Here is a 26,843-nt window from a genome sequence, read left to right on the forward strand (position 1 = left end):
GCATGGCATTGGTGCGATCGCGCAGGGTGCCAGCGGCAAGTCATCAGCCATTGATTCGAACGGCCGAGGCCGCACCGGGGATCGCTGCCCGAACCCATGGTCAGTCCAGCGGTTCATGCTGGTAGAGCTCGTCCATGCTGAGCGATGCCAGGGCGCCGAAAGGGGCCTGTTTCTTCACCCGGCCGCCGCTCAGGATCACCACGTCGTCGCAGAACGAGATGGTGCTGTGATGATGGCTGATGACGATGGTCGTGCGCCGTCCCGCCCTCGACTTCAGGGTCTCGACGATGGCCGCTTCCGATAGCCCGTCCACCGCATTGGTGGCTTCGTCGAGGATGAGCAGATCGGGATCGCGCACCAGGGCCCTGGCCAGCGCGATCCGCTGCCTCTGTCCAGCTGAGAGATTGACCCCCCTGTAGCCGACGAGCGTCTCGTAGCCCTGGGGCAGCCGCTCGATGAATTCATGCGCCTCGGCCAGTCTCGCGGCGCGCTCGGCGTCGCCGATCGTCGCCGCATCCTGCCCGTAGCTTATGTTGTCGAAAATGGTGCCATCGACCAGTTCCAGCTCCTGGCTGGCCAGCGCGATGTGGCGCCGCCACTGGCTGGGGTCGATCCGGTCCAGCGGCGATCCATCGACGAGGATCCTGCCGCTGTCCGGTTCCACGAAGCGGCACAGAAGATTGACGATCGTCGTCTTGCCGGCGCCCGAGCGGCCGATCAGCGCCGTCGAGCGACCACTGTTGATTGCGAACGTCGCCGCATGCAGCACCACTTCACGCCGGTCCGTGCCGGAATAGGTGAACGTCACCTCATCGAACTTGATGCCCTGGCGCAAACTGTGGAACGGCCCGTCGCCTTGCGGCGGCCTGGGCTTGCCTGCCGGGTCCAGCATCCATGTCACCTCTTCCAGCGATCCGCTGAGGCCTTGCAACTGGCTCCATGACCCCTGCAGGGCCCGCATATGCGGCTGCAGCCTGTAGAGCAGGATGACGAAGGCGATGATCAGCGGGAAACTCACCTGCGCCAGCCAGGCGCCAATCACCACCGCCAGGAACAGCATGGCGTGGAGAACCTCGGTCAGCGGCGGCAACGCGCCCTGGCGGACCTGCAGAACGAAGGAGGCGCGGCGCACCGCGTCGGAGGCGGTGTCGAAGATCGCCTTTTCCCGGGCCTCCTGGCCGAAGATGCGGATCAGGCGTCCGGCATGCACCAGATGCAGCATCTGCGAGGCGAGATGGCTGTTGCGCGAAGCGACGCTGCGGCTGGGGCCTTTCAGATTGGCCGAGAGGATGGCGTGCGCGATCTGGACGAGCGCCAGTCCGAGCGTGACCAGCAGCGTCATCCACCACGACAGCAGCAGCAGAAAGGCCAGGAGAATGATGGCGGCCGATGCGCTGACGATCGCCGACAGCATGATCTGGATGGCATCGGACGCCCGCCAGGATTCGTTGGAGATGATGTTGAGCAGCCGCCCGGGGCTCTGCCGCAGGAAGAACGGGTAGCCGACCCGCAGGAGCTGCTCCGACAGTGCGCTGCGGATCGAATGGCTGGCCTTGCCGGAGATGAAGGTCGTCAGCAGCGTGTTGGCGAAGGCAAAGACGTTCTTCAGGACGATCGAGCCGAGGATGGCGGCCGAGATGACGACAAGCCGGTCGCGCTCGCTGAAGCCCGATCCGACCTGCTGGAGAACAGCGGAGAACCCGGCCATTCCCGGCGCGTCGCCGTGCCCCATGATGATGCCCAGCAGGGGGATGATCAGGCCGATGCCGAACCCTTCGAGGGCGGCGCTGACCAGGCCGAGCACCACCACGGCCGGAACCAGGCGCAGTTGCCGCTTTCCGAAAGCGCGGAACAGCATCGGCAGGCCAGGCGGGAGCAATGGCATCAGAACGGTGCCTCGGCATTGGCTTGTTGATCCTGCCGCACCGGCTCGGCCTGCGGCCGTCCCGCCAGCAGTAGAGCCGCGTATCTGGCCGCGCCGAGAACATTCATGCCGACGATCGGCCAGTGCGACAGATCGAGTTCAGGGTCGAAGGCGGGCCCGCCCGCCAATTCCCGGAAAGCCCCCCTTACGGCCCAGTAGAAATGGCGAAGCAGCCAGGGCGCATGGCGGATATGTTTCAGGCAGAGCCCGCCATTGCCCAGGCTGTAGTCGCGGTGGAGCTTTTCGATGGCTTTGCGATCCCGCCGGCCGTGATGATGGAATATCGTCATATCAGGCACATATTCGACCGCGATGCCGAGCAGCACCGCCCGAACGAGGTAATCGGTATCCTCCGCCGACCGCAATGGCCCGCCCGCGCCGAAGCGTTCGTCGAAATAGCCGATGCGGGCCGCGACATCGCGGTGCATCGTCATGTTGCAGCCCAGCACGAAGCCGCCGGGATGAATATCCGGCGTCAACCGCTCGCGCACCCGCGATCGCTTGATCGTGAAAGGCAAGTCCCTGGGATCGCCAAGCTCGACACGGCCTCCCCGGATGAGCCACTGTTCCCCGGAAGAATAATGTCGCTCCAGGTCGCGCAGATAGTCGCGATGCACCGCGCAATCATCATCGACGAAGACCAGCACGCGCCCCCGCGCCCGCCGCAACCCGGCGTTACGGGCCGCCGCCAACCCGCGGTGCGGCTCGCAAACGGGCGTGAATGGAATGTCCGACAGTGCGGCGATGCTGGCCAGGCGTTCCGCCGTGCGGTCGCTCGAGCCATTGTCGACGACCACGAGCTCGGCCGCGAAGTCGGCATGGGCTCGGCACGCGGCCTGCACCGACTGGATGCAGGCCTCGAGCACGGCGACGCGGTTGCGCGTGCAGATGATGAAGCTGACTTCCGGGCCTGACCGCTCCGCTCGCAGGCCGGCCGGGGCGCCGCCAAGCGCCGTCGAACGATCGCGCTGCAGAGGTTGATGGGCTTTGACGGTCATGCCTCTAGACCACCTGATGAGATGCCAGGACCGCCGCGGCGGGCGCGGATTTGAAGAAGTATTCCACGGCGTCCGCCTGCTTGCCGGCCGACAGCGAGGCGCGGCTGAGCCAGGGCGCCCAGGCGCCCGGCCGCAGCGCATATTTCTCGCGCCGCCGGATGGCGTTCCACTTCGCGGTCCGCGTCAGCAGTTCATGCGTCAATGGGGGCTGCTTTTCGTCGGCGACGAGCTGGTAAAGGAAATAGAACAGGTTGAGCGCGCCGGCCGCGAAGCTCGGCCGCGTCTCGTCCGGCAGTGAGCAGATCCGCTCCTCCAGCGCGAGAATGAAGTCGGCCGCGCGGGTGACCGTGTCGTGGCTGACCGCTTCGCCGATGTCGCGCAGGTCCCGCGTGGCGTCCGCCAGGCCCTCGCGCTCGAGGTTTTCGGCCACGATGCGCAAATGCGTCCTGCGCATCTCCTTGCTGTGCCGGTTGGTCACGCTTGCCTGGTGGACGCGGTAGACAAGCAGATTTTCGGCCATCATGGCTGCCGGGTAGCGAGCGGCCAGCCGCCTGAAGAGATCGAAATCCTCGGCGTGCCTGTAGGTCGGGTCGTAGTTGAGGGCGGCGTCTTCGATGACCTTCCTGTTGTAGACGACCGTCGGGTGCATGAAGATCGTGAAGAACATCGCCAGTATGGGCATGCGGCCGAACTGGAACACCGGATCGGGCTTGCCCCTGGCGATGCGGCCGCGGATCAACATGTCGACGCCGGCGCCGCAAAAGCCGAGCCCGGGCCGCTGCTCAAACAGCGCCACCTGGCGCGACAGGCGCCAGGGATAGGCGATGTCGTCGGCATCCATCCGCGCGACCAGTTCGCCGCGGGTGACCGCCAGCCCCTCGTTGAGCGTCGCGACGAGGCCACGATTTTCGCGCGAGATGATCGAGACGCGGCTGTCGGCCTGCCGGTATCGCTCGAGAATCTCGAGCGAATTGTCGCTCGACCCGTCATCGATCGCGATGACCTCCAGGCGGCGGTAATCCTGGCGCAGGATGCTTTCCAGTGCCGCGGCGAGGTAGGGGCCGGCATTGTAGACCGGCAGCAGGACGGAGACGAGCGGCGCGGCGGTCATCGTCTTGCATCCGTTCGCGGGAGGTCGAGGGAAGGCGTGCGGCCATCGGGCGATCCCACCGGCCGCGCAAACCAGCCGGCATGACCGGCCTGGGCTCGCCGGACATACGGGAAGTGGCGCTTGAGGCTGTTGAGCGGCCTTTCGAAAGCCATCCAGGAAATCGAAGCCACGACAATCGTGGCGGTGCTTGCAACCAGGAACCGTCCTGGTCCTTGCTGCGAAACATTGAGCGGAATCCAAGGCTGCGACTTGACGGCGAGCGACAGCAATATCGGATGATAGAGATAAACGCCGTAGCTGATACGGCCGAGACCAAGCAGCGGCGGCAGCTCCGTGAGCCTGCCAAGGGTGCCGCCAAGGCCGCGCGAACAGGCGGCGACGATGACCATCAGCGGCACCAGGGGCAGGACTTGCCGCACCAGCCAATGGGCCCATTCCAGCATCGGATCGGCAGGCGCCGGGACAAACCATTCGATGACAAGGAATGCGGCCGCGAAGGCAGGCCAGCCTAGCCGCATCCATTGCGGCAGGGCCGCACCTCTGGACCGCCAGCAGGCAAGCAGCGCGCCTGACGCCAGCGCATCCATGGATGCCGGCGGCAGCAGGTCGCGTGCCAGCGCAGGGGTGGCGGTGACCGGCCAGTAGAAGCGATAGGCCAGCGACAGCGCGATGACGCCGATGCAGATCGCCTCAAAGCGCCGCAGTGGGGCGAGCAGGACGACCAGCGGCCAGGCCAGATAGAACTGTTCCTCGATGCTCAGGCTCCAGAAATGGCACAGCAGCCAGGGCGTCCAGTCATTGCGCAGCGCATACCAGAAATTCGACAGATAGAGCGCATGCCAGATCAACGATCCCCTGGAGTTCTCCAGATCGAACAGCCAGACGAAACCCAGCACGGCAAAATAGGGAGGGAATATGCGCAGCGCCCGCCTGATGTAGAAGGACCGCAGCGCGGGGCCGGTTTCAAACGCGGCGGCCGCGCGCGCTTCCAGCAGCAGGCGGGTGATCAGGAAGCCGCTCAGCACGAAGAACAGCCGCACACCGATATGGCCCCAGAAGGAAGATCCTCCCGCCGCGAAGAAATGGGAGTACAGCACCATCGTCACGGCGATGGCCCTCAGTGCATCCAGTTGGATGTCGCGGGCGTTTGCCATCAGCTTGCGCCCATGTGATGTCCGTGCCGCCTGGCCCTCGACCCGGCACTGTCAAACCCGAGCCTTGCGAGTCCATCCGAGCCAGGAACGAACTCGACGGATGGACAGCTCAAGTTCGTCAAGCTGGCGGAATCCTCCACGGCGTATATCCAGTCGCAAACGAGTCCCCCAATTGATGGTTCGGTCACGGCATTGTGCGGTGCAACACAAAAAATCTAGCAGGCTGAAATACTTATGTGAGCAAGGCAAGAAATTGGCAAAAAACCGCCATTTTTCCCGCTTTCTTGCGATTTTTAATAGCACTTCAACCCTGTGGTTCGAGTTGTGTCGATCTACCCGCTTTGGTTGATCGGAAGCACTTCTGCCTTGGGAGACAGGACGTGCTCGAATCCTTGTAAAAAAATCTCGAAATTTGAGAAATCTACATTTTATCTATTTGAGTTCATACCGATCTACCCACGAATGAATTGGAATCATTGACTTTTCGCGGTGCAGCATAGTTGCCCTTTTCGTCGGCTGGCAAAACGGCTTGCTTACGCCTCACACAGCCTTGAACACCACCGTCTGCGCCAGCCCACCCCCCTTGCGGTTCTCCAGCGTCACGGTCCCGCCGTAGCGCTCGATAATCTCCTTGGCGATGGCGAGGCCGAGTCCCGCGCCCGGGATGAATTGCTGGCGGCCGGGGTCGACGCGGAAGAAGGGCTCGAAGGCCTTTTTGATGAGGTCGGGCGGGATGCCCGGGCCGTTGTCGGAAATGGTCAGCACGGCGCGCCTGTCGGTGGCCGCAAGGACGATGGTGCAGGCCTTGCCATGTGTGGCGGCGTTGACGATCAGATTGCGCAGGGCACGGCGCAGGCCGAGCGCGCCGGCGCGCACCGAGACCTTGTCGAGATGGCCGATCGAGACGGCATGGCCGAGCGAGACCATCTCAGCCTCGATGTCGCGCACCATCTTTTCCAGGTCCACCGGCTCGACGGCGTCCTGGTTGACCTCCTCGCGCACCAGGCGGATGGCGCTGTCGGCGATGCGGTCGAGTTCGTCGAGATCGTGCAGCCATTTGTCGCGCTCCTCGTCGAGGAATTCGGCGCGCAGCCGCATGCGCGTCATCGGCGTGCGCAGGTCATGGCCGGCGGCGGCGACCAGGCGCATGCGGCTTTCCATGGCTGTGCGCAGCCGCGAGGAGAGCTGGTTAAGCGCATGCGCGGTGGCCTTGACCTCGGCCGAACCCACTTCCGGCACCGCCGCCAGCACGCCGTCCGAGCCGATCTTGGAGACGGCGGCCTCCAGCATTTCCAGCGGCCGGATCAGCACCGAGGTGAAATAGACCGAGACGGCGGTGGCGCCGGCCACGATCAGCGAGATCCAGCCGGCGAGGATCAGCCATTCGCGCCCGGGCGGCTTGAGGTGCGGCACCTCTGCGATCGCCCAGCGCCTGTCGGGCATTTGCACCGAGGCGATCTGGCCGGCTTCGTCGGGCTTCTCGCTGATGATCGCCAGGAGGTCGAGGCCGCGGCGGTGCAGGATGTCGTTGAGCATTTCCGTTTCCGCGCGGGCGACCTTGCCGGCGGCCGGATGGTCTGAGAATTGCACCCGCAGTACATCCGGTATCGGCCCCGGCAGCAGCCGCACCACGAGCTCCATCTGCTGGGCAATCCAGGGCACGGTCAGCTCCGGCGGCGGCCCGCCGCCGCGCACGCTGATGACGGCGGCCGTCGCCAGACCGACGACGCCGACGATCGAAAGGACCAGCAGCAGGATGAGGCGGCGGCGCAGCGAGCTCACGCCTGCGCCTCCACCGCCTCGACGCGCGCGGTGAGCTGGTAGCCGCCATTGCGCACGGTCTTGAACAGCGGCCCGTCGCCGGTGTCGGCGAATTTGCGGCGCAGCCGGCTCATCAGTACATCGACCGAGCGTTCGAGCGGGTCGCGTTCGCGGCCTTGGGTAAGATCAAGCAGTTGGTCGCGCGACAACAAGCGGCCGGGGCGGTCGAGGAACACCTGCAACAGGTCGAACTCGGCGCCGGTGAGGTCGACGAGCTCGCCCCGCCCGTCCGTCACCTTGCGGGTGTGGGGTTCCAGCCGGTAGCTGGCAAAGCGGTAGATGCGGACGCGGGGGGCAGGCGCCTCCTCGGGTGTGGCGCGCCGCAGCACGGCGCGGATGCGGGCGGTGAGTTCGCGCGGGTTGAAGGGCTTGCCGAGATAGTCGTCGGCACCGAGTTCCAGGCCGATGATGCGGTCGACGTCCTCCTTCAGCGCCGTCAGCAGGATGACGGGGACATGCGGCTTGCGGTCGCGCAAGCCGCGGCAGATGTCGAGCCCCGAACCGTCCGGCAGCATGACGTCGAGCACGACAAGGTCGAACTGGCCGACGCCAAGCTTCTGCTCGCATTCGCGCCGGTCGGCCGCCACCGAGACGCGAAAACCCTGGCCGTCAAGATAGCGGCCGAGCAGCGTGCGGATCTCGCGGTCGTCGTCCACGACGAGGATATGGGGTTGTGATTGCATGATCATGCCCTTGCTTGCCCTGATTATAGGGAGCGCGCGCGCCAGCGGCATGGAAAATTGCAACGCAATGTTTCTGGCCGGGGGCGGGAAACATTCGGAAACAAATTGCCGCTTTGCGGAAACCTTCGGCAACATGCCGACGCGAAGCGGACAAACAGGCTTCCTATCCTCAGGGCTGTCCGATGCATGAGAGAAAGGAACACAATCATGCGAAGCAGACTTCTTGCGCTCGGCCTGTTTTCCGTCGCCGCAATCCATCCCGTGCTGGCGGCACAGCCCGATGCCGGCGCCGGCGAGCCGCCGGTCATCGCTCAGGATGGACCGGACCATGGCCCCATGCCCTGGTTCGGCCAGAATGGCCCGCAAGGGCCGATGCGGCACGGTCCGCAGGGTTTTGGCCCGCAGGGTCCGGAAGGCTTTGGCCCGCACCGCATGGGACCACCGCCTGAATTCATGCTGGCCGCCCGGCTGGCGGCGCTGGAGACGCGCGTCGGCATCCGCAGCGAACAGCTCGACGCCTGGCGCGACTACACCAGCGCGCTGCAGGCGGTGCTTGCACCGCCGAGCCATGATCGTGGTCCCGGTGGCACTGGTGGCCCCGGCCCTGGTGAGCCCGAGGCCAAGGGCCCCGATGCGGCACCGGGCGGCAAACCCGATCCCTTCGCCTTCCAGGAAAGGCTGGCCGACGACGTCACGGCTCGCGCGGCTTCGGCCGCCAAGCTGAAGGACGCGATCGCCGAATTGCGCACAAAGCTCACGCCCGAACAGCTCGAAATCCTGGCTTCGGCGGAACGCCCCCACGGACCACCCCCCGGTCCCTGGGGCGGCCCGCCGGAAGATGCAGCCGGACCTGGAGGCCCGCCCGATCAGGGCGGACAGCTTCCGCCACCCCAGCCCGGGAATGGCTGACAACTCCGACCGGTTGCGCCGGCCGGCCCGATGTCCAACCCGTTCGCGGGCCGGCCGGTCTCGTGGGATGGTGGCATGCTCCGCCATCCCACCGTTCAAATTCACGCCCATCATTCAATTCAATGGAAGCACGGCAATGTGGGAAGCCATGATGATGCTGCGGCTGATCGCATCGATGAGCCCGAGGCTCTCGGTCAGTCAGCGCGCCAGCCATGCCGCCACGCCGGCGGCGCTGCCGACCGACACGCTGAAGGGCGCGGTGCGCCTGAGCTTCGCCGCCTGGCGCCTGTCGCTGCCGGTTTCGCAGCGGCCCAACAGCCACGGACATCATGACCGCAAGATCGCGTAAGACCTATCTTGTCCTGGCCGGCGTGCTAATCGTCCTGGGGGCGATGGCGGCGCTGAGAGCCTATGGACGCGCGACCGTTGAATCGGCCACGCAAGCTATCGCGGCGCCGCAGGCCAGCCTGACGGTCGCGGTCGAAAAGGTGCGCTCGCAGGCGGTTGCCTCGTCGATCAGCGCCACCGGTACCGTCTCCGCCTGGCAGGAAGCAACCATCGGTGCCGAGACCTCCAGCCTCAAACTGATCGAAGTGCTTGTCTCAGAAGGCGATCATATAAGGGCCGGCGATGTCGTCGCGAGGCTCGACGCCTCGGTGCTCAAGGCACAGCTGGCGGAGCAGAAGGCTGCTGTCGATCAGGCCCAGGCGACGCTGGACACGGCGATTTCCGCCGCCGGCCGCGCCGACAGGCTGCTGGCCAGCAAGGCGATCAGCACCGAGACGGCTGAGGACAAGGCGACCGCCGTCAAGACCGGCCGGGCCGCGCTCGAGCAGGCCAAGGCGGCCGCCGACAGGCTGCGCGCCCAACTCGACCAGGCGACCGTCCGCGCGCCCTTCGACGGCATCGTCTCCAGCCGGCCGGCGGTTGCCGGTTCGATCGTCCAGGCCGGCACCGAACTGATGAAGATCATCCGCGACGGCCGGCTGGAAGTCGGCGTGCTCGTTCCGGAAAAGGATCTTCCCATGGTCTCGGTCGGGCAGGCGGCCAATGTCGTCGACGCTTCGGGCCGGGCCTTTGCCGGGCAGGTGTCCTCGATCGCCGAGACGGTCAGTTCGACGACGCGGCTCGCCACCGCCTATGTCGCGCTTGGCGAAGGTTCGGGCCTGAAGCCCGGCATGTTCGCCCGGGTGTCGATCGCGGGCGCCGCCTCGCAAAGGCTCAGTGTCGCCGAGGCCGCCCTGGTCTGGCAGGACGGAAAACCTGTTGTCTTCGTCGTCGACGCCGCCGGCAAGGCCGCCGCGCGTGCCGTCACCACCGGCGCGCACCAAAACGGCCGGGTCGCAATCGAAAGTGGACTGTCGGAGGGCGAGAGCGTCGTCGTCGCCGGCGCCGGGTTCCTCAGCGACGGCAACCTGGTGCGTATCGCCAAGGCGCAGCCCGCCGGCAAGGTGACGGAGGCGGCGCGATGAACGCCATTTCCTCCTGGTCGATCCGCAATCCGGTGCCGACCATCGTGCTGTTCCTGTCGCTGACCATTGCCGGCCTTTACGGCTTCATGCAGCTGCGCACCAACAACATGCCCGACATCGACCTGCCGACGGTCACCGTCACGGTCTCGCAGCCGGGCGCGGCGCCGAGCGAAATGGAAGTGCAGGTGGCCCGGGTGATCGAGAACGCGGTGGCGACGCTGGAAGGCGTCGACGACGTCTCGACCTCGATCGGCGAGGGTTCGTCCGTCACCACGGTCGAGTTCACATTGGGCATCGATCCCGAGACCGCCGCCAATGACGTCCGCAACGCCGTGTCCGAGGTGCAGTCGAGCCTGCCGGCCGCCGCGCAGTCGCCTGTCGTGGCCAAGATAAGCGCGACCGGCAATTCGGTGCTGACCTATGTCGTCGAGGCGCCCTCGATGTCGCCGGACGCGCTGAGCTGGTACGTCGACAATGATGTCGCCAAGGCGCTGCTCGGCGTCGACGGCGTCTCCAAGATCACCCGCTCGGGCGGCGTCGACCGGGTCATCCGCGTCGAGCTCGATCCGGACCGCCTGGCCGCGCTCGGCATCAGCGCCGGCGATGTCAGCCAGACGCTCGCCTCCAACAATGTCAACCAGCCGGGCGGCCGCACCAGCGTCGGCGGCCAGGAGCAGTCGGTGCGCACGCTGGCCAGTGCCGGAACCGTCGAGGCGCTGGCCGATACGCGCATCGCGGTCAATGGCGCTGGTGGCGTCAAGCTCTCGGATCTCGGCACCGTGGTCGACAGCTGGGAAAAGCCGCGCCAGGCCGCCTATCTCAACGGCAGGCAGGTCGTGGCCTTCAACGTCTACAGGTCGGTCGGGTCGAGCGAGATCGACGTGGTCAGGGCCGCGCGAAAGGCCGTGGCGGAAATAGGGGCGAAGACCGATACCGCGAAATTCACCGAGGTCACCTCGTCCTCCGGCTTCGTGCAGGAAAGCTATGACGCCGCATTCGAGGCGCTGTGGCTCGGCGCGTTGCTCGCCATCGGCGTCGTCTGGCTGTTCCTGCGCGACATCAGGGCGACGCTGGTTTCCGCTGTGGCCATGCCGCTGTCCTTGATCCCGACCTTCGCCGTCATGGCGGCGTTCGACATTTCGCTCAACAACATCACTTTGCTCGCTTTGTCGCTGGTGGTCGGCATCCTCGTCGACGACGCCATCGTCGAGATCGAGAACATCGTGCGCCATATGCGCCAGACCGGCGCCAGCGCCTACCAGGCGGCGATCGAGGCCGCCGACGAGATCGGGCTTGCCGTGGTGGCGACCACGGCGACCATCGTGGCGGTGTTCCTGCCGGTCGCCTTCATGCCCGGCATTCCGGGAAAATTCTTCTTCTCCTTTGCCGTCGCGGTGTGCGTGTCGGTGCTGTTCTCGCTGCTTGTCGCGCGCATGCTCACCCCGCTGATGGGCGCCTATCTGGTGCGCGCCGGTGGCCACAGCGAGGACGATCTGCCGGGCTGGGTGCCGACTTACCTCTGGCTGCTGCGCAAGGCGCTCGACCATCGCTGGATCACGCTTGTCGCCGGCATTGCCTTCTTTGCCGGTTCGCTCGCGCTGGCGACGAAACTGCCGACCGAATTCATGGCGGCGACCGATCGCGGCCGCTCGATGATCTCGGTCGAGTTGCAGCCGGGCTCGACCATCGAACAGACGACCGCCGTCGTCCAGGACATCACCAGGCGCCTGAAGGTCGAGCCGGCCGTCGACAGCATCTTCGCCACCATCGGTACGGCGGCCTCATCCGGCGGCGGGCCGAACCGTGGCTCGACCTCGGCGGAGGTGCGCAGCGCCAATGTCACCGTCAATCTGAAACCGCGCGGCGAGCGCGATGTCAGCCAGCAGCAGTTCGAGGCCGAGGCCTCACCGAAGCTCAACGACATTCCCGGCGCGCGCATCCAGTTCGGCGCCGACGGCTTTGCCGGCGCCAAGGTGGCGATCACGCTGGTCGGCGACGATGGCGAGGCGCTGCAGAAGGCCAGCGACGCGCTGATCGACGGCATGAAGTCGGTGCCCGGCCTGATCAATCCGAAGTCGACCGCGGCGACGACCAAGCCGGAGCTGATCGTGCGCCCCGACAGCGCGAGAGCGGCCGAACTGGGCGTCACGCCGACCGAGATCGCGGCGACGGTGAAGATCGCCACCATCGGCGACACCGACACCAGCCTGGCCAAGTTCAATCTCGGCGACCGCCAGGTTGCGATCGTCGTGACCTTGCCCGACGGCGCCATCGACGATCCGGCGAAACTGGCCGTGCTGCCGCTGATCGGCAGCAAGGGCACGGTGCCGCTCGGCGCGGTCGCCGATATCGGCTTCAATGCCGGGCCGAACAGCATCACAAGGGTGGGGCGCAGCCGCAGCGCCACGGTCGAGGCGGATCTATCCGGCCTGACGCTCGGCCAGGCGACCGAGGCCATCCATGCCTTGCCGGCGATGCGTAATCTGCCGGCCGGCGTGCAGGAACTGGCGCGCGGCGACGCCCAGCGCATGCAGGAGCTGTTTTCCGGTTTCGCCACCGCGATCGCCGCCGGCATCCTGCTGATGTACCTGACGCTGGTGCTGCTTTTCCGCGGCTTCGTGCAGCCGGTGACCATCCTAGTCGCGCTGCCGCTGTCGATCGGCGGCGCGCTCGGCTTCATGCTGGTTGCCGGCAAGGCGCTTGGCATATCGCCGCTGATCGGCATACTGATGCTGATGGGCATTGCGGCCAAGAACTCGATCCTGCTTGTCGAGTACGCCTTGGTCGCCGAGAAGGAGCGTGGCATGAGCCGCTTCGACGCACTGCTCGACGCAGCCCGCAAGCGGGCACGGCCCATCGTCATGACATCGATCGCCATGGGCGCCGGCATGCTGCCGATCGCGCTCGGCATCGGCGCCGACGCCGAGACGCGGGCGCCGATGGCGATTGCCGTGATCGGCGGGCTCATCTCCTCGACCGTGCTCAGCCTCGTCTATGTTCCCGTCGTCTACACCTTCATGGACGACATCCAGCGCTTCCTCGGCCGGTATTTGAGCCGGCTTCTGGTGGAGCGCTCCGATCCCGACAGCCAGACGGCGACCGCAACCCCAGCGAAAGATCATCCAGGCCATGTCCATCCAGTCTAGCCCGTCTTCCCTGCCGGCCCGCCGGTTCGCGGCGATACTCGTCACCACGGTTCTTCTGGCGGCCTGTTCGCAGGAGGGGAGCAAAGCTCCCGCCGGCATGGGCGGCGTCGGCAAGCCGGAAGTCGGCGTCGTCACGTTGCATCCGCAATCGGTGGCGATCACGGCCGAACTGCCGGGACGCACGTCAGCCTCGCTCACCGCCGATGTGCGCCCGCAGGTCAACGGCATCATCCAGGCACGGTTGTTCAAGGAGGGCAGCGAGGTGGTGGTCGGGCAGCCGCTCTACCTCATCGATCCGGCGAGCTACCAGGCAGCCTACGACAGCGCGCAAGCAGCCCAGCAGAAGGCCGAAGCAGCGGTGCCGACGGCGCAGGCCAAGTTCGACCGCTATGCCGGCTTGTTGAAGCAGAACGTTGTTTCCAAACAGGATTATGACGATGCTGCGGCAACGCTGGCCCAGGCCAATGCCGATGTGGCGTCGGCGAAGGCCAGTGTCGAAACCGCGCGCATCAATCTCGACTACACCAAGATCACCGCGCCGATCGCCGGCCGCATCGACAAGTCGTCGCTGACGCCGGGCGCCCTGGTCACCGCCAATCAGGATACCTTGCTCACCACCATCCGTTCGCTCGATCCGATCAATGTCGACGTCACGCAGTCGAGCACCAATCTGCTCAATCTGCGTCAGGCCATCAATGAGGGCCGGCTGAAGTTCAGCGGCCCCAATGTCAGCGTCAAGCTGAAGCTCGAGAACGGCACCATCTACAACCAGACCGGCAAGCTGGAATTCGCCGGCGCCAATGTCGACCAGACGACCGGCACTTTCGCGCTGCGGGCCGAGTTCCCCAATCCCGATCGTCTGCTTCTGCCGGGCATGTATGTGCGGGCGCTGGTCGAGGAGGGCGTCGCCCAGAACAGTTTCCTGGTGCCGCAGCGCGGCGTGACCCGCAACACCAAGGGCGAGGCGACCGCCATGGTCATCAATGCGCAGGGCAAGGTCGAGACGCGTGTGCTGGCCGTCCGCAACAGCGTCGGCAACAACTGGCTGGTGGATTCGGGCGTCGGCGACGGCGACCGCGTCATCGTCGAGGGCCTGCAGCTGGTGCGTCCCGGCGGCGACGCGACGGGTGTCGAAGTGACGATCGACGAGACCACCGGCGAGGTCAAGGACCGGGCACAGACCTCTTCGGCCGCACCTTCCACGTCCAAGATGGCCGATAGCAGCCAGTCGACCGGGAACTGAGGCGATGTCAGCATTCTTCATCAACCGGCCGATCTTCGCCTGGGTGATCGCCATCGTGATCATGCTGGGCGGCCTGCTCGCGCTCACCACGCTGCCGATCTCGCAATATCCGCAGATCGCGCCGACCACGGTCAACATCAGCGCCTCCTATCCCGGCGCCGACGCGCAGACGGTCGAAAATTCGGTGACCAAGGTCATCGAGCAAGGCATGACCGGCATCGACAATCTCGACTATATGACGGCGACCTCGACCTCGACCGGTGCGGCCACGATCACGCTGACCTTCACCAGTGCGGCCGATCCCGACACCGCCCAGGTGCAGACGCAGAACAAGCTGCAGCTGGTGCAGTCGCAGCTGCCGCAGGTGGTGCAGAGCAACGGCATCACCGTCTCCAAATCCTCGACCGGCTTCCTGATGGTCATCGGCTTCGTCTCCAGCGACGGCAAGATGAACTCGACCGATCTTGCCGACTATGTCGATTCGACCATCAACGACACGCTGAAGCGCGTCGAAGGCGTCGGCTCGACGCAATTGTTCGGCTCCAGCTATGCCATGCGCATCTGGCTCGATCCCGACAAGCTCGCCAAATATACGCTGATGCCAAGCGATGTGGCTTCGGCGATCGAGGCGCAGAACACGCAGGTCTCGGCCGGCCAGCTCGGCGGCATGCCGCAACGCAAGGGCCAGCAGCTCAACGCCACGGTGACGGCCAAGAGCCGGCTGCAGACCGCCGAACAGTTCCGCAACATTATCCTGAAGAGCCAGACGGATGGCTCGCTGGTGCGCCTCAACGATGTCGCCACCGTCGAGCTCGGCGCTGAAAGCTATACGACGGCTGCCAGATATAACGGCCAGCCGGCGGCCGGCGTCGCCGTCAACCTGGCAACCGGCGCCAACGCCATCAGCACGGCGGAAGCGGTGCGCTCGACGATCAATCGGCTGAGCTCGACCTTCCCGCAAGGGGTCGAGGTCGTCTACCCCTATGACACCTCGCCCTTCGTGCGGCTGTCGATCGAGGAGGTGGTCAAGACGCTGGCCGAGGCGATCGTGCTGGTGTTCCTGGTGATGTTCATCTTCCTGCAGAATCTGCGGGCGACGATCATCCCGACGATCGCCGTGCCGGTTGTGCTTCTCGGCACGTTCGGCGTGCTGTCGCTGTTCGGCTATTCGGTCAACACGCTGACCATGTTCGCCATGGTGCTGGCCATCGGCCTGCTGGTCGACGACGCCATCGTCGTCGTCGAGAATGTCGAACGCGTCATGCAGGAGGAAGATCTATCGCCTAAGGAGGCGACGCGAAAATCGATGAACGAGATCACCGGGGCGCTGGTCGGCATCGCCACCGTTTTGTCGGCGGTGTTCGTGCCGATGGCCTTCTTCGGTGGCTCGACCGGCATCATTTACCGGCAGTTTTCGGTGACCATCGTCTCGGCCATGGTGCTGTCTGTGCTGGTAGCACTTGTGCTGACGCCGGCGCTGTGCGCCACCATCCTGCGGCGGCCCAAGGACCATGCGACGCAGACCGGCCCGTTCGGCTGGTTCAACCGCGTCTTCGACCGCGGCACGACGGCCTATCGCGACGGCTCGCACGGCATCATCAACCGGTCCTGGCGCTTCCTTGCCGTGTTCCTCGCCATCGTTGTTGCCATGGGCTGGATGTTTGCCCGGCTGCCGAGCTCGTTCCTGCCGGAAGAGGACCAGGGCATCCTGATCACCAGCGTGTCGCTGCCGGTCGGTGCGACGCAGGACCGAACCGAGCGTGTGCTGGCTGAGGTGACCGAGCACTATCTCAAGGAGGAAAAGGACGCTGTCCAGGGCGTCTTTACGGCCTCCGGCTTCGGTTTTGGCGGCGCCGGGCAGAATGTCGGTATCGCTTTCGTGCCGATGAAGGAATTCAGCCAGCGCAAGTCTCCGGCTCTGTCTGCGCAAGCGGTGGCCCGCCGCGCCATGGGTGCCTTCTCCAAAATCAGGGATGCGCAGGTTTTCGCGCTTGCCCCGCCCGCGATCCAGGGCTTCGGCAACACCAACGGCTTCGACTTCTACCTGCAGGACGTCAACGGCGCCGGCCATGATGCGCTGATCCAGACGCGAAACCAGCTTCTGGGCCTCGCGGCACAGAGCAAGCTGCTGACCGCCACAAGGCCCAATGGCCAGGAGGACCAGCCGCAATTCTCCGTCGACATCGACCAGGAAAAGGCCAGCGCGCTCGGCGTCAGCCTCGCCGACATCAACAACACGCTGTCGAGCGCCTGGGGCAGCGACTACGTCAACGACTTCATCGATCGCGGGCGGGTGAAGCCGGTCTATATGCAGTCGGACGCGAACTTCCGCATGCAGCCGGAAGATCTGGACAAATGGCAGGTGCGCAATGCCAGCGGCGCCATGGTGCCGTTCTCGGCCTTCGCCTCCAGCCACTGGACATTCGGTTCGCCCCGGCTGGAACGCTACAATGGCTCGGCGGCGGTCGAGATCCAGGGTGCGGCGGCAGCGGGCGTGAGCTCCGGTGCGGCGATGGACGAGATCGACAGGCTGGTGGCGCAACTGCCGGCCGGCTATTCGCATGAGTGGACCGGGCTGTCACATCAGGAACGGCTTTCGGGCAACCAGGCGCTGTCGCTCTATGCGATTTCGGCGCTGGTCGTCTTCCTGTGCCTGGCGGCCCTTTATGAGAGCTGGTCGATCCCGTTCGCGGTCATGCTGTCGGTGCCGATCGGCATTTTTGGCGCGCTCGCCGCGGCGACACTCTTCGGCCAGACCAACGACGTCTATTTCAAGGTCGGCCTGCTGACCACGATCGGCCTCGCCTCCAAGAACGCCATTCTGATTGTCGAGTTCGCCATCGAACGGCAGGCGGCCGGCATGGGGCTCATCGAGGCGACTCTGGAGGCGGCGCGACAACGATTGCGGCCGATCCTGATGACGTCGCTGGCCTTCATCCTCGGCGTCACGCCGCTCGCCATCGCCAGCGGCGCCGGCTCCGGCGCGCAGAACTCGGTCGGCATCGGCGTCATGGGCGGCATGATCGCGGCAACGGTGATCGGCGTGTTCCTGGTGCCGCTGCTGTTCGTCACGGTGCGGCGCATCTTCAAGGGCAGGGCGGCCAAACAGGACGACAAGCCGGCGACGGCCAACCAGCAATAAGGAAACTTTCCATGACAGGTTTTGAACGTGGCCCAGTGGCCGCGGGGCGGCTCATTGTGCCCATGATTACGGCTATTCTGCTCAGCGGATGCGTTGTCGGCCCGGACTATCGCACGCCCATCCTGCCGATGCCGGCGAACTGGAGCGGTGAGAAGCCGACGAAATCCGTCCAGCCGGCGCAATTGTCGCAATGGTGGCAGCGCTTGCGCGATCCGCAGCTCAACACGCTGATCGAGGAAGCCGTCGCCGGCAATCTCGACGTCGCCACCGCCAAGGCCAAGATCCGCGAGGCGCGCGCCAGCTACCGCCAGAGCGCCGGCACATTGCTGCCGTCCGTGGACGGCTCCGGCTCGGTGACGCGCAACAAGTCGGCCGAGACCACTTCGGGGACCAATTCCATCTACTCAGAATACCAGGCCGGCTTCGACGCCAGCTGGGAGCTCGATCTGTTCGGCGCCAACCGCAGGGGCGTCGAGGCGGCGCGCTACGGCGTCGACGCGGCGCAAGAGGAACTGCGCTCGACGCTGCTGACCCTGGTCGGCGATGTCGCGTCCTATTACACCCAGGCGCGCGGCTACCAGGCCCGCATCGCGCTCGCCCGGCGTTCGGCCGTGTCGCAGCGGCAGACCGCCGAACTCACCCGCACCATGGCGCTGGCCGGGTCGGCGACGGCCGCCGATGTCGCCAAGGCGATGGGGCAGGCGGCCAGCACCGAGGCGGCGGTGCCGACGCTGGAAGCAAGCTATGCCGAGGCGGTGCATCGTCTGGCGGTGCTCACCGGCCGGCCGCCGGCAGCGCTCAGCGAGCGGCTGAAGCGCAGCAAGCCGATCCCGTCGCCGCGCCTGCCGATGCCGACCGGGATTCCCGCCGACATCCTTTTGTCGCGCCCGGATGTGCGCATAGCCGAGCGGCAATATGCGCAGTACACCGCCAAGGTCGGCCAGGCCGAGGCGGCGCGCTATCCCTCGGTTAGTCTGACGGGAAACATCAGCACGGCGGCGCTCAATCTCGGCGATCTTGGCAAGAACTCGTCGATCGGCTGGTCGTTCGGGCCGTCGCTCAGCGTGCCGCTGTTCAATGCCGGCCAGCTGCAGGCGGCCGCCGACGTCGCCCGCGCGCAGCGCGACCAGTATTTCATCGCCTACCGCGCGTCGGTGCTGACCGCGCTCGAGGATGTCGAGAATGCGCTGGTGCTGATGGCGCAGGAGCGCATCCGGATCGGCAAGCTTGCCGCGTCGGCGAAATCCTATGGCGAGGCGGCGAGCCTCGAAGGCACGCTCTACAAGGCTGGCGAGACCAGCCTGCTCGACGTGCTCGACGCGCAGCGCTCGCTCTACTCGGCCGAGGATTCACTGCTGCAAAGCCGCGTGCTTTTGGCCACCAACTACATCGCCCTCAACAAGGCGCTCGGCGGCGGCTGGGACGGCATAGTCGACAGCAGCAGGCCCGAGGTCGTCGACGTCAAGACCGGGCCACGGCTGGCCAAGGTGGCGGCGCAGTGACCGGCTGCGCCTGACATGGAGGTTGCGCTGTAATCTTGCGATAGCGGCCTCATTCGCGCCCGGTGCGGACACTCGATCCGGTCTGGCCGGCGGCGAGTTGCACAAGCTGGGCTCGCGAGGCGACCTCCAATTTGCGGTAGATGTTGTTCATATGGATTTTCAGGGTGCCTTTAGAGATGCCGATGTCGAGCGCGATCCGCTCGTACGGCTTGTCCGCGGCGACGAGCCGGGTGATCTCCAACTCCCGTTTGGTCAAGCGTGATGACAGTTTCTGCCAGTTGATGCGGCGGGACGCCTCAACCTTGAGGGCTTCGCCGACAATTTCGGTGGGCAACCAGTGACCGCCGGCGGCGACCTGGTGAATGCATGTGAGCAGCGTCCCGACCGCTGCCTCCTTCAGCACGATCCCGGCGACGCCGGCCATGACCACATCGTAGAGCTGTCCTTGTGATGCGCCGGCCGTCAACATCACGCAGCGCGTGTTCAGCGCTTCCCTGCCGAGTTCGACGGCAACGTCGAGCCCGCTGAAGCCCGGCATGTTCAGGTCGATCACCGCGACGTCGGGCAGGTCTTGCCTGATTCGGGTCACGGCGCTCCTGCCGTCCAGCGCGGATCCGACGACCGTATAGCCGGGATCGCGGGCAATCAGGTCTTCCAGCCCGTGCAGGAGCAGCGGATGGTCGTCGACAATGAACACAGTGGTGACCATCTTCAGCCACACTCCAACCCGATCCGCTCGCACATCCTATGCGATAACCCACCCTGGCAGCAGCATCGCGTTTTCGATAAGAGTTAGCAACTACTAAATTAGTTATGACGCGCCGACGCCACCAAGACGCCCGGTGCCGGATTGAAAAACTGGCGGTTTCGGGGTGTCATTGCCCGTCTGTCACTTGATGAGATCACGATCCTGACTCCTTCAGTCTCGTCGGCGAGAGTAAAACGTGGAGAATTTTCACGAAGTTCGGCTAACGACGTTGTTTTATACTTTCACGCTGGCGCTATTTAACGATGTTGAATTTTCATTTGCGTCTATAACCACGGTTATATAGACGCACCCACTGCAACCTGTGCAATATGGTTAGGGGAATATTAAGGCTCTGCCGGTCGACGTTAACCGCGTGAGCTTGGGGTGTGGGGCGTGGGGCGTGGCAGGCAGTTCGACGGCACGGGTGTTCCGTCATCCGGCAGCAGCAACAGCTGGCGAAGCGAGTTCAAACTTCGCCGCCGCCTCGGAGCTTTTGTCCAAATTCGTTCCCCTTGTTTTCACGAAACGATCGCTCATCGGTACGCCGCGTTCCGCGGGAGCCGGGCGCTCGGAGCTTGCAGTCAAACTGGGATAGACGGTCGCGGCCTGACCGCTGACCGGACGACAAAGTGGAGGAAATGGTAATGGCGACAGATATTGGCGGCGGTGTCCTTCTCGAGGCAACGACCACAGGGTCGGGAACTGGCAACTATGATTCGTTCCTGCGGATACAAGCAACGGGTGTCGAGGAGGGCTTCAACACCGACGAGAACGGCAACATACTCGACAACAAGGCGTCCTTCACCCACGACCTGCAATATAGCAACTTGCAGGCGATCACTGTCGACAACGTCCAATATATCGAGTTTCGGCTTGACCTGAATGAAAGCAACAATGACGTAAACGGTAACATCACGCTGACAGGCCTGGATATATACGTCTCCAATACCGGGGCAACTCTTGCTGACTATACTGCAGGCTTTACAACGGGGTTCACCACCGTCTTCCATCTTGACCCGTCCGACCCGCAGTTCTTGATCGATTCCAATCATGGCTCGGGAACGGACGATTACCGGGTGCTCGTCCCGGTCAGCTATTTTACGGCCGCCGGCGTCTCCCCCGGCTCCTATGTGACGCTGTCTTCGAGTTTCTCCGGCTCCAATGGCGGTTTCGAGGAGTGGCGCACCCTCACGACACCCGGCACCGGCACCGACACACCCGGAATCGGCATCGACAAGATCACGATCGACGGGGCAGCAACGGGCGACGGCCTGACGGCGCTCGCCGGCGATGCGATCTCCTGGCAATACACGGTGACCAACACCGGCAATGTCGCCCTGTCGAACATCGTCGTCACCGACGACCAGGGGGTGGTCGTCACTGCGGTGCTTGGGGCAGACAACACCCACAATATCGGCGACGTCAACAATGACGGCAAGCTCGACACCACCGAGACCTGGAGCTTCACCGGCAGCGGTACGGCGATTACTGGCGACTATGCCAATATCGGCCACGTTTCCGGTTCGGCAGGGGCGGTTTCGGTCACCGACGACGACGGCTCCAGCTATTTCGGCGCCGACCCTGAGATCGCCATCGACAAGGTGACGGTCGACGGCGCGACATCGGGCGACGGCCTGAACATCCTGGCCGGCGAAGCGATCTCGTGGAAATACACCGTCACCAATGTCGGCAACGTCGCGCTGTCGGGCGTCAACGTGACCGACGACCAGGGCGTGACGGTCACCGGGGTGCTCGGGGCCGATGCCGTGCACAATGTCGGCGACACCAACAATGACGGCAAGCTCGACCTGACCGAGGCCTGGGTGTTCACCGGAACCGGCGTCGCCGGCACCGGCGCCTACAGCAACATCGGCTCGGCCTCTGGCTCGTTCACCGACGATGCCGGGCATACGGGCACCGACAAGGCCACTGACGGCTCCAGCTACTTTGGCGCTGATCCGGAGATCGCCATCGACAAGGTGACGGTCGACGGCGCCACATCGGGCGACGGCCTGAACATTCTGGCCGGCGAGGCGATCTCGTGGAAATACACCGTCACCAATGTCGGCAACGTCGCGCTGTCGGGCGTCAACGTGACCGACGACCAGGGCGTCACGGTCACCGGGGTGCTCGGCGCCGATGCCGTGCACAATGTCGGGGACACCAACAATGACGGCAAGCTCGACCTGACCGAGGCCTGGGTGTTCACCGGAACCGGCGTGGCTGGAATAGGTAACTACAGCAATATCGGCTCGGCCAGCGGCTCATTCACCGATACCGCTGGCCACACCGGCACCGACACGGCAACCGACGGCTCCAGCTATTTCGGCGCCAATCCGCATATCACGCTCGACAAGAAGACCAACGGCGTCGACCATGGCCTCAACATCTTCCAGGGCCAGGCCGTGACCTGGACCTATGATGTCAAGAATGACGGCAACGTCGCGCTCGCCAATGTCGTCGTCAAGGACGACAATGGCACGGTCGGCACCGGCGACGACTTCAATGCCACGGCGATAACCAGCGGCGGCTTCAACACCGGCGACATCAACCACAATGGACTGCTCGACATCAACGAGACCTGGCATTTCCAGGCGACCGGCACCGCGCAGCTCGGCAGCTACGTCAACAATGCAACGGCCACCACCAATGCCTTTGTCGACACGGCCGGACATTCGCTCACGCCGACCGCCACCGACAGCAGCGACTATGAGGGCTTCTCGAACAAGGCGCTGACGCAAGGGTTCTGGGGCAGCCATACCGATGCCTGGGACAATGTCGCTGGCAATGAGGGCAATCCCACCAAGAGCGCGGTCGCCAGCGGCGTCCTGTCCAGCCTGGACGTCAATCCGCGCACCGACGGCTATCTGCTGCTCGGCGACAGCAATGGCGACGGCATTGCCAACGATGCGCACGATCTCCTGATTTCGATCTCGCTGGCCAAGGCCATCGAATCGAGTTCGGCCGGTGGCGACGCGCGCGTCATCATGCTGCAGCAGGCAATCGCCACCCAGCTCAACATCGACAATCATGTCGGTCAGCCCAACGACCTGATCGACGAGGCGGTGATGTGGTTGAAAGGGCAGGGGACCTGGGCCGGGCTCGGCGTCAATGTCGACGCCGACAACAATGGCATCGTCGATCAGAACGCAGCCGGCACCGCGCTGGCGGGGTCCACTGTCAAGACAAGCTCGGTCGCGTGGACCAAATATGTCGACGTCACCGACGCGAGTTCTGGGATCACCGACTGGAACGGCGGCAAGGAGGCCGACGGCGAGGGCCTGAAGAACGCGCTGATGTGGTTCAACCAGGGGCAACTGGTGACATCCGGGGCAGGCGGCCATGTAGCCTGGTTCGATGGGACCAACATCATCGACGAGCATCCCAACACGCTCGATCAATTCTGGCTGACGCTGCATGAAGTGGGGGGGCTGACGGGCATCGCCTGAGGCCGGCCCCGGCCTCCGGCCGGGTGCCTTGGCCGCGGCGCCGCCCGCATGAAATGGCATGACAAGGGGCTCCACCATCTTCAGTTTGGCGCAGGCGAGGACCAGGTCCTTGGGTCTGGTTTTGATCGGCTGCGCCCTTTTCCTTGGGCTGGGCGGCGTGCTGCCGGTATCGCCTGGCCTTGTGTCTGGCTGCCTGGCCCTGGCCGGGTTTGGCGCCCTGACGCTGTTTCGGGCACGCAATTCGCATAGCGCTGAAACCGGTCCGGACGCCGCCCCCGGCGCCGCGGTGACGGCGCGAAGGGCTGCCGGGTCCAGTGCCCGGCAGCCCAATACCCGGCAGCAGGGATCGGAACTCGCGGCGGCGATCAAATCCTGCCGCTCGGCGTTCATCTCCATCGCGCTGTTCAGCGGCGTCCTCAACGTGCTGATGCTGTCCAGTTCGATCTACATGCTCGAGGTCTATGATCGCGTGCTGCCGAGCCGCAGCGTGCCGACGCTGATCGGCCTCAGCCTGCTCGTCGCCATCCTCTATGCCGGGCAAGGCGTGCTCGATTTCATCCGCGGCCGTATGCTGGTGCGCATCGGCGGCGCCCTCGACGAGGCGCTCGGCGCCCGCGTCTATTCCAGCGTCCTCAAGCTGCCGCTCAAGGTCGGGCGCAACGGCGACAGCATGCAGCCGGTACGCGATCTCGACAGCGTGCGGACCTTCCTGTCGGGCTCCGGCCCGACCGCTTTGTTCGATCTGCCGTGGCTGCCGCTCTATCTGGCCATCATTTTCGTGTTCCATGTGCTTCTCGGCGTGACGGCCCTGATCGGCGCGATCGTGCTCGTGCTTTTGACCGTCTTTGCCGAGCGGCTGACACGCAAGCCGGTCACATCCGGCACCCAGACCGGCATCATCCGTAACGGCCTGACCACGACCGGCAACCGCAACGCGGAAGTGATAGCGGCGCTTGGCATGGGCGGCCGGATGGCCAGGCGCTGGGAAGAGGCCAACCGCGACTATCTCGCCGAGCAGCGCAGCGTCAGCGATATAGCCGGCGGCTTCGGCGCCGTGTCCAAGGTGCTGCGCATGCTGTTGCAATCGGCAATGCTCGGCATCGGCGCCTGGCTGGTGATCGAACAGCAGGCGACCGCGGGCATCATCATCACCGCATCGATCCTGAGCGGCCGCGCGCTGGCACCCGTCGATCTGGTCATCGCCAACTGGAAGGGTTTCGTAACAGCGCGGCAGGGCTGGCAGCGGCTGACCAGGATTCTCGCCGCATTGCCGGCCGACGCCGAGCCGATGGCCATGCCGGCGCCGAGCCGCCACGTCTTCATGCAAGGTATCAGCGTCGCGGCGCCCGGCACGCAGCGCCTCTTGGTGCAGGACGCCAGCTTTGCGCTGGAAGCGGGACACGCCGTCGGCATCATCGGCCAGAGCGGCTCAGGCAAGTCGACGCTGGTCAGGGCGCTTGTCGGGGCCTGGCCGTCCGCCGCCGGCAGGGTCAGGCTCGATGGCGCCGACCTCGACCAGTGGTCGCCGGAAGACCGCGGCCGGTTCATCGGTTATCTGCCGCAGGACGTCGAGCTGTTTGCCGGTTCGATCGCCGAGAACATCGCGCGTTTCGAGCCCGGCGCCGATCCCGCATTGGTGATTGCCGCCGCCCGGGCGGCCGGCGCGCATGATCTCATCGTCGGTTTCCGCGATGGCTACGAGACGCAGATCGGCGAACTTGGCGAGGCCGTCTCGGCCGGCCAGCGCCAGCGCATCGCGCTGGCCCGCGCGCTCTACCGCGATCCGTTCCTGGTGGTGCTCGACGAGCCGAATTCCAACCTCGACGCCGAAGGCGAGCAGGCGCTGTTCCAGGCGATTGTTTCGGTGCGGCAACGTGGCGGCATCGTCGTGCTCGTGGCGCACCGGCCAAGCGCGCTCGGCACGGTCGATTTCATCCTTGCCATGAGCCAGGGCCGCGTCCAGGCGTTCGGGCTCAAGGATGAGGTTCTGGCCAAGCTGTTGCCACGGCCGCAACCGGCTGTGGCCACCGTGCCGCACCTCAGGCTCGCCACCGAAGAGCCGGCGCCGCGGCCCGGCATGGCCGCGGCAGGCGAGTGAGGGGAGCAACGATGTCGAACTCCTCGCACCAATCCATCCAGCGCTACATGCATATGGGGCTCATCGCGGTCGCGGTGCTGGTCGGCGGTGTCGGCGGCTGGGCCTCGCTGACACGGATTTCGGGAGCGGTCATCGCCTCCGGGGTTCTCGTGGTCGATTCCCACGTCAAGGATGTGCAGCATTCGACCGGCGGCATCGTCGGCGAGATCGCGGCGCGTGACGGCGACCGGGTCAAGCGGGGAGCGTTGCTCGTGCGCCTGGACCCGACCGTGCCGGCGGCCAACCTCGCCGTCGTCACCAAGGCCCTCGACCAGCTGTCGGCACGCGAGGCGCGCCTTGAAGCCGAACGCCAGGGCGCCGATGTCATCGCCTTTCCGCAGGACCTTCTCGATCGCCGCGGCGATCCGGCGATCGCCGAGATCATGGCCGGCGAGCAGCAGGTTTTCGAGACGAGGCGTGCGGGCCGTTCCGGCCAGAAGAGCCAGCTGCAGGAGCGCATCCTGCAGCTGCAGAAGGAGATTGGCGGGGACACGGCGCAGGCGGACGCCAAGTCGCAGGAAATCACGCTTGTCGAGGAGGAACTGGCCAGCATACGCGCACTGTGGAAGAAGCGGCTGATCTCGATCGACCGCCTGACCGCCATGGAGCGCGAGTCGGCGCGGCTCGACGGCGAGCGCGGCCAATTGACGGCAGCCCTGGCGCAGGCCCAGGGCAAGATCGCCGAGATCAATCTGCAGATCCTCCAGATCGACCTCGAGCTCAGCACCGACGTCAACAAGGATCTGCGTGAGATCGACGGCAAGGTCGGCGAACTGACGGAGCGCAAGATCGCCGCCGAGGACCAGCTCAGGCGCATCGATATCCGCGCGCCGCAGGATGGCGTCGTGCAGCAATCCATCGCCCACACCATCGGCGGCGTCATCACCCCCGGCCAGACGATCATGCAGATCGTGCCCGACAGTGACAGCCTGACGGTCGAGGCCAAGATCGCGCCGAGCGACATCGACCAGCTCTGGGTCGGCCAGCCGGCGGCGCTGCGCTTCTCGGCCTTCAACCAGCGCACCACGCCGCAAATCAATGGCACGGTCGAGCGGACCTCGCCGGACACGACGACAGACCAGCGCACCGGCATCAGCTACTACACCGTTCGGATCGCGACCACGCATGCCGAGGTGGCGCGCCTCGGCGAGGTCAAGCTGGTTCCCGGCATGCCGGTCGAATCCTTCATCAAGACCGCGGACAGGACCGTGATCTCCTATCTCGTCAAACCGCTGCAGGACCAGATCAGCCGCGCCTTCAGGGAGTGAGGCGATGGTCTGGCTCCAATTCCTGGAGCAGACTTTGGTGGCGACAGGCGTGGCATACGTCCATGAGGGATGGTCGCCTCCGCGCACAATGACCGATCTTGTCACGTGCAGGGCTGCCGGCCAGGCCACAGTTGGT

At 65.3% G+C, this 26,843-nt stretch carries 17 protein-coding genes; 10 read left to right on the forward strand and 7 right to left on the reverse strand.

Annotated elements, in window-relative coordinates; translation table 11 throughout:
* Positions 1 to 100: 100 nt before the first annotated feature.
* The 6 genes from AC04SF_RS07760 to AC04SF_RS07785 all read right to left on the reverse strand — a co-directional run bounded on the left by AC04SF_RS07760 (position 101) and on the right by AC04SF_RS07785 (position 7,691).
* Entirely contained in the window at positions 101 to 1,885 is a 1,785-nt protein-coding gene (locus AC04SF_RS07760) for an ABC transporter ATP-binding protein (protein WP_488477250.1), read from the reverse strand.
* On the reverse strand, positions 1,885 to 2,922 hold the full coding sequence (locus AC04SF_RS07765) for a glycosyltransferase family 2 protein (protein ID WP_488477251.1): 1,038 nt from the start codon (positions 2,920 to 2,922) through the stop codon (positions 1,885 to 1,887). Before AC04SF_RS07765 ends, AC04SF_RS07760 begins: the two co-directional genes overlap by 1 nt.
* A gap of 4 nt (positions 2,923 to 2,926) precedes the next feature.
* On the reverse strand, positions 2,927 to 4,033 hold the full coding sequence (locus AC04SF_RS07770) for a glycosyltransferase family 2 protein (RefSeq protein ID WP_488477252.1): 1,107 nt from the start codon (positions 4,031 to 4,033) through the stop codon (positions 2,927 to 2,929).
* On the reverse strand, positions 4,030 to 5,187 hold the full coding sequence (locus AC04SF_RS07775; protein ID WP_488477253.1) for an acyltransferase family protein: 1,158 nt from the start codon (positions 5,185 to 5,187) through the stop codon (positions 4,030 to 4,032). Before AC04SF_RS07775 ends, AC04SF_RS07770 begins: the two co-directional genes overlap by 4 nt.
* A gap of 540 nt (positions 5,188 to 5,727) precedes the next feature.
* Positions 5,728 to 6,969 (reverse strand): ATP-binding protein, encoded by a 1,242-nt coding sequence (locus AC04SF_RS07780; protein ID WP_488477254.1) that lies wholly within the window; start codon positions 6,967 to 6,969, stop codon positions 5,728 to 5,730.
* The gene (locus tag AC04SF_RS07785; protein WP_488477255.1) at positions 6,966 to 7,691 is read right to left on the reverse strand and encodes a response regulator; all 726 of its coding nucleotides are present in this window, start codon (positions 7,689 to 7,691) and stop codon (positions 6,966 to 6,968) included. Before AC04SF_RS07785 ends, AC04SF_RS07780 begins: the two co-directional genes overlap by 4 nt.
* Before the next feature lie 207 nt (positions 7,692 to 7,898).
* Here AC04SF_RS07785 and AC04SF_RS07790 point away from each other — a divergent pair, with 207 nt between their 5' ends.
* From AC04SF_RS07790 to AC04SF_RS07820, 7 genes are all read left to right on the forward strand, one after another.
* Complete coding sequence (locus tag AC04SF_RS07790) at positions 7,899 to 8,600, forward strand: hypothetical protein (RefSeq protein WP_488477256.1); 702 nt, start codon at positions 7,899 to 7,901, stop codon at positions 8,598 to 8,600.
* Positions 8,601 to 8,736: 136 nt separating this feature from the next.
* Positions 8,737 to 8,949 (forward strand): hypothetical protein, encoded by a 213-nt coding sequence (locus tag AC04SF_RS07795; protein ID WP_488477257.1) that lies wholly within the window; start codon positions 8,737 to 8,739, stop codon positions 8,947 to 8,949.
* Positions 8,930 to 10,072, forward strand: a complete 1,143-nt coding sequence (locus tag AC04SF_RS07800; RefSeq protein ID WP_488477258.1) for an efflux RND transporter periplasmic adaptor subunit — start codon at positions 8,930 to 8,932, stop codon at positions 10,070 to 10,072. The genes AC04SF_RS07795 and AC04SF_RS07800 overlap by 20 nt, the downstream gene beginning before the upstream one ends.
* A complete protein-coding gene (locus AC04SF_RS07805; protein WP_488477259.1) occupies positions 10,069 to 13,218 on the forward strand; it encodes an efflux RND transporter permease subunit in 3,150 nt (1,049 codons plus the stop codon). Before AC04SF_RS07800 ends, AC04SF_RS07805 begins: the two co-directional genes overlap by 4 nt.
* Complete coding sequence (locus AC04SF_RS07810) at positions 13,202 to 14,461, forward strand: efflux RND transporter periplasmic adaptor subunit (protein WP_488477260.1); 1,260 nt, start codon at positions 13,202 to 13,204, stop codon at positions 14,459 to 14,461. Before AC04SF_RS07805 ends, AC04SF_RS07810 begins: the two co-directional genes overlap by 17 nt.
* Positions 14,462 to 14,465: 4 nt before the next feature.
* On the forward strand, positions 14,466 to 17,603 hold the full coding sequence (locus tag AC04SF_RS07815) for an efflux RND transporter permease subunit (RefSeq protein WP_488477261.1): 3,138 nt from the start codon (positions 14,466 to 14,468) through the stop codon (positions 17,601 to 17,603).
* A gap of 11 nt (positions 17,604 to 17,614) precedes the next feature.
* Positions 17,615 to 19,105 (forward strand): efflux transporter outer membrane subunit, encoded by a 1,491-nt coding sequence (locus AC04SF_RS07820; protein ID WP_488477262.1) that lies wholly within the window; start codon positions 17,615 to 17,617, stop codon positions 19,103 to 19,105.
* Positions 19,106 to 19,154: 49 nt separating this feature from the next.
* On the opposite strand, the gene AC04SF_RS07825 is transcribed toward AC04SF_RS07820, so the two are convergent.
* Positions 19,155 to 19,814 (reverse strand): response regulator, encoded by a 660-nt coding sequence (locus tag AC04SF_RS07825; RefSeq protein ID WP_488477263.1) that lies wholly within the window; start codon positions 19,812 to 19,814, stop codon positions 19,155 to 19,157.
* 683 nt (positions 19,815 to 20,497) lie between these two features.
* Between AC04SF_RS07825 and AC04SF_RS07830 the strand changes: the two genes are divergently transcribed.
* From AC04SF_RS07830 to AC04SF_RS07840, 3 genes are all read left to right on the forward strand, one after another.
* Entirely contained in the window at positions 20,498 to 23,302 is a 2,805-nt protein-coding gene (locus AC04SF_RS07830; protein WP_488477264.1) for a beta strand repeat-containing protein, read from the forward strand.
* 286 nt (positions 23,303 to 23,588) lie between these two features.
* Positions 23,589 to 25,400, forward strand: a complete 1,812-nt coding sequence (locus AC04SF_RS07835) for a type I secretion system permease/ATPase (RefSeq protein WP_488477346.1) — start codon at positions 23,589 to 23,591, stop codon at positions 25,398 to 25,400.
* Between the two features lie 11 nt (positions 25,401 to 25,411).
* The gene (locus tag AC04SF_RS07840) at positions 25,412 to 26,707 is read left to right on the forward strand and encodes an HlyD family type I secretion periplasmic adaptor subunit (RefSeq protein ID WP_488477265.1); all 1,296 of its coding nucleotides are present in this window, start codon (positions 25,412 to 25,414) and stop codon (positions 26,705 to 26,707) included.
* The last annotated feature ends 136 nt before the right edge of the window (positions 26,708 to 26,843 follow it).

The sequence above is a fragment of the Mesorhizobium sp. CNPSo 4671 genome (assembly GCF_057784245.1).

Excerpts from the sequence above, each read along its gene's own strand:
- AC04SF_RS07760 (WP_488477250.1), bottom strand. The coding sequence starts at position 1,885 with ATGCCATTGCTCCCGCCTGGCCTGCCGATGCTGTTCCGCGCTTTCGGA.
- AC04SF_RS07765 (WP_488477251.1), bottom strand. The coding sequence starts at position 2,922 with ATGACCGTCAAAGCCCATCAACCTCTGCAGCGCGATCGTTCGACGGCG.
- AC04SF_RS07770 (WP_488477252.1), bottom strand. The coding sequence starts at position 4,033 with ATGACCGCCGCGCCGCTCGTCTCCGTCCTGCTGCCGGTCTACAATGCC.
- AC04SF_RS07775 (WP_488477253.1), bottom strand. The coding sequence starts at position 5,187 with ATGGCAAACGCCCGCGACATCCAACTGGATGCACTGAGGGCCATCGCC.
- AC04SF_RS07785 (WP_488477255.1), bottom strand. The coding sequence starts at position 7,691 with ATGCAATCACAACCCCATATCCTCGTCGTGGACGACGACCGCGAGATC.
- AC04SF_RS07790 (WP_488477256.1), top strand. The coding sequence starts at position 7,899 with ATGCGAAGCAGACTTCTTGCGCTCGGCCTGTTTTCCGTCGCCGCAATC.
- AC04SF_RS07795 (WP_488477257.1), top strand. The coding sequence starts at position 8,737 with ATGTGGGAAGCCATGATGATGCTGCGGCTGATCGCATCGATGAGCCCG.
- AC04SF_RS07800 (WP_488477258.1), top strand. The coding sequence starts at position 8,930 with ATGACCGCAAGATCGCGTAAGACCTATCTTGTCCTGGCCGGCGTGCTA.
- AC04SF_RS07805 (WP_488477259.1), top strand. The coding sequence starts at position 10,069 with ATGAACGCCATTTCCTCCTGGTCGATCCGCAATCCGGTGCCGACCATC.
- AC04SF_RS07810 (WP_488477260.1), top strand. The coding sequence starts at position 13,202 with ATGTCCATCCAGTCTAGCCCGTCTTCCCTGCCGGCCCGCCGGTTCGCG.
- AC04SF_RS07815 (WP_488477261.1), top strand. The coding sequence starts at position 14,466 with ATGTCAGCATTCTTCATCAACCGGCCGATCTTCGCCTGGGTGATCGCC.
- AC04SF_RS07820 (WP_488477262.1), top strand. The coding sequence starts at position 17,615 with ATGACAGGTTTTGAACGTGGCCCAGTGGCCGCGGGGCGGCTCATTGTG.
- AC04SF_RS07825 (WP_488477263.1), bottom strand. The coding sequence starts at position 19,814 with ATGGTCACCACTGTGTTCATTGTCGACGACCATCCGCTGCTCCTGCAC.
- AC04SF_RS07830 (WP_488477264.1), top strand. The coding sequence starts at position 20,498 with ATGGCGACAGATATTGGCGGCGGTGTCCTTCTCGAGGCAACGACCACA.
- AC04SF_RS07840 (WP_488477265.1), top strand. The coding sequence starts at position 25,412 with ATGTCGAACTCCTCGCACCAATCCATCCAGCGCTACATGCATATGGGG.